General features: G+C 62.4%; 3 protein-coding genes. All 3 read right to left on the bottom strand.

The annotated features are described in order from the left end of the window. A partial coding sequence (locus tag EOA24_RS35300; RefSeq protein ID WP_127410670.1) for an ATP-binding cassette domain-containing protein occupies positions 1 to 658 on the bottom strand: 658 nt, incomplete at its 3' end. Positions 659 to 669: 11 nt separating this feature from the next. Then, positions 670 to 1584, bottom strand: coding sequence for an ABC transporter permease subunit (locus tag EOA24_RS35295; RefSeq protein ID WP_126081042.1), 915 nt, complete (start codon positions 1582 to 1584; stop codon positions 670 to 672). Positions 1585 to 1592: 8 nt separating this feature from the next. After that, positions 1593 to 2153 (bottom strand): ABC transporter permease subunit (locus EOA24_RS35290; protein WP_127410669.1); only part of this gene is annotated, 561 nt, incomplete at its 5' end.

Here is a 2153-nt window from a genome sequence, read left to right as displayed (position 1 = left end):
CCGCCGGCGTGCCGACCTGCTCGACGCGGCCGCCATTCATTACCACCAGCCGGTCGGCCAGTGTCATCGCCTCGACCTGATCATGCGTGACGAAGACGGAGGTGGCATTGAGCCGCCGGTGCAGCTTGCGGATTTCCGAACGCATCTGCACGCGCAGCTTGGCGTCGAGGTTGGAGAGCGGCTCGTCGAAGAGGAACACCTTCGGCTCCCGGATCATGGCGCGGCCCATGGCGACGCGCTGGCGCTGGCCGCCGGACAGCGCCATCGGCTTGCGGTCGAGCAGGTGCTCCAGTTCCAGGACGCGCGCCACCGCCTGGATGCGCTGGGTCCGTTCGGCCGACGGAACGCCGGCCACCTTCAGCGAATAGCCGATGTTCTGCGCCACGCTCATATGCGGGTAGAGCGCGTAATTCTGAAACACCATGGCGCAGCCGCGCTCGCGCGGCTCGAGCTTGTTGACGACCGTGCCGTCGATGGCGATCGTGCCGTCGGATATCTCTTCCAGCCCTGCGATCATCCTGAGCAGCGTGGACTTGCCGCAGCCGGAGGGTCCCAGGATGACGACGAATTCGCCCGAGGCGAAGTCGAGGTCGACGCCGTGCACGACCTGCGTCTTGGCATAGTTCTTCTTGACGCCGCGAATGGTGATGGAGGCCATTTCCTGTCTCCTTATTTTTCGGTGGCGATCAGGCCGCGCACGAACCAGCGCTGCATCAGCACCACGACGATCATAGGCGGCAGCATGATGATCAGTGTGCCAGCCATGGCGATATGCCATTCCGGCGCGCCGCCGACATTGGGGATGAGCTGCTTCAACTCGGTCACCGCCATCGCATGCGACTGGTCGGTGGTGATGAGCAATGGCCACAGATACTGGTTCCAGGCCCACAGGAACATGATGGTGCCGAGCGCCGCCATGTTGTTGCGCGACAGCGGCAGAAGGATATCGACGAAGAAGCGCAGCGCGCCGGCCCCGTCCATGCGCGCCGCCTCGGTCAATTCGTCCGGCACGGTCAGGAAGAACTGGCGGTAAAGGAACGTGCCGGTGGCGGTCGCGACCAGCGGCAGGATCAGGCCGCTATAGGAATTGAGCAGCCCCAGGCTGAGCTGGACCTGAACCCCAGACACCTTTTCGATCAGCCAGGACAGCCCTGTTAGGTCCATTATCGTCTGATAAGGCTCGAGCACATTGGCGACCACCGCATAGGTCGGCACGATGCGCACTTCGAGCGGCAGCATCAGCGTGATGAAGATCAGCCAGAAGATCAGCATGCGGCCGGGATAGCGGAAATAGACGATCGAGAAGGCGGTGAGCGCCGAGATGATCACTTTGCCGGCGGCAACGCCAAACGCCATGATGAAGGAATTGAGCAGCTTCGGGCCGAGATCGGCCGTCGTCCAGGCCGTCTTGATGTTGACCCAGAAATCGCTGCCCGGCAGCAGCGACATCGGCACGTCGTTGACGTCCTTCAGATTGTGCGAGGCGGCGATCGCCACGATGACGAACGGCGCCACGCAGAAGACGAAGCCGGCGAACAGGATGAGATGCGTGAAGAAATTGAGGATCGGAGTGCGCTCGACCATGGCCCGCCTCAACGATAATGCACGCGCCGCTCGATGAAGCGGAACTGGACGATGGTGAGCGCGATGATCAAGAGCATCAGGATGATGCTCTGCGCGGCCGCGCCGGAGTAATCCAGGCCTTTGAAGCCGTCGGAATAGATCTTGTAAACCATCAGATTGGTGGCATTGGCCGGCCCGCCGGCGGTCATGATGTCGACGATGCCGAAGGAATCCTGGAAACTCTCGGTGATGTTGATGACCAGCAGGAAGAAGATCGTCGGCGTGATCAGCGGGAACTGGATGTCCCAGAACCGCCGGATGACGCCGGAGCCGTCCATCGCCGCCGCCTCGATCAGCGAACGCGGGATCGCCTGCAAGGCAGCGAGGAAGAAGATGAAGTTGTAGCCGACATATTTCCAGGAAAAGGCGATGATGACGGATGCCATCGCGTCGGCGCCGTCGAGGCCGGGGTCCCAGAAGCCCGGCCAAACCTTGTTGACGACGGCCATGAAGCCGGCTTCCGGCGCCAGGATGAAACGAAATGCCAGCGCCAGCGCCGGCGCGGCGATGCCGTAAGGCCAGATCAGCAC

The sequence above is a fragment of the Mesorhizobium sp. M2A.F.Ca.ET.039.01.1.1 genome (genome assembly GCF_003998035.1).
Lineage (GTDB): Bacteria > Pseudomonadota > Alphaproteobacteria > Rhizobiales > Rhizobiaceae > Mesorhizobium.
Note: the sequence above shows the minus strand (reverse complement) of the source record. Positions and strands in the feature narration are given on the sequence as shown.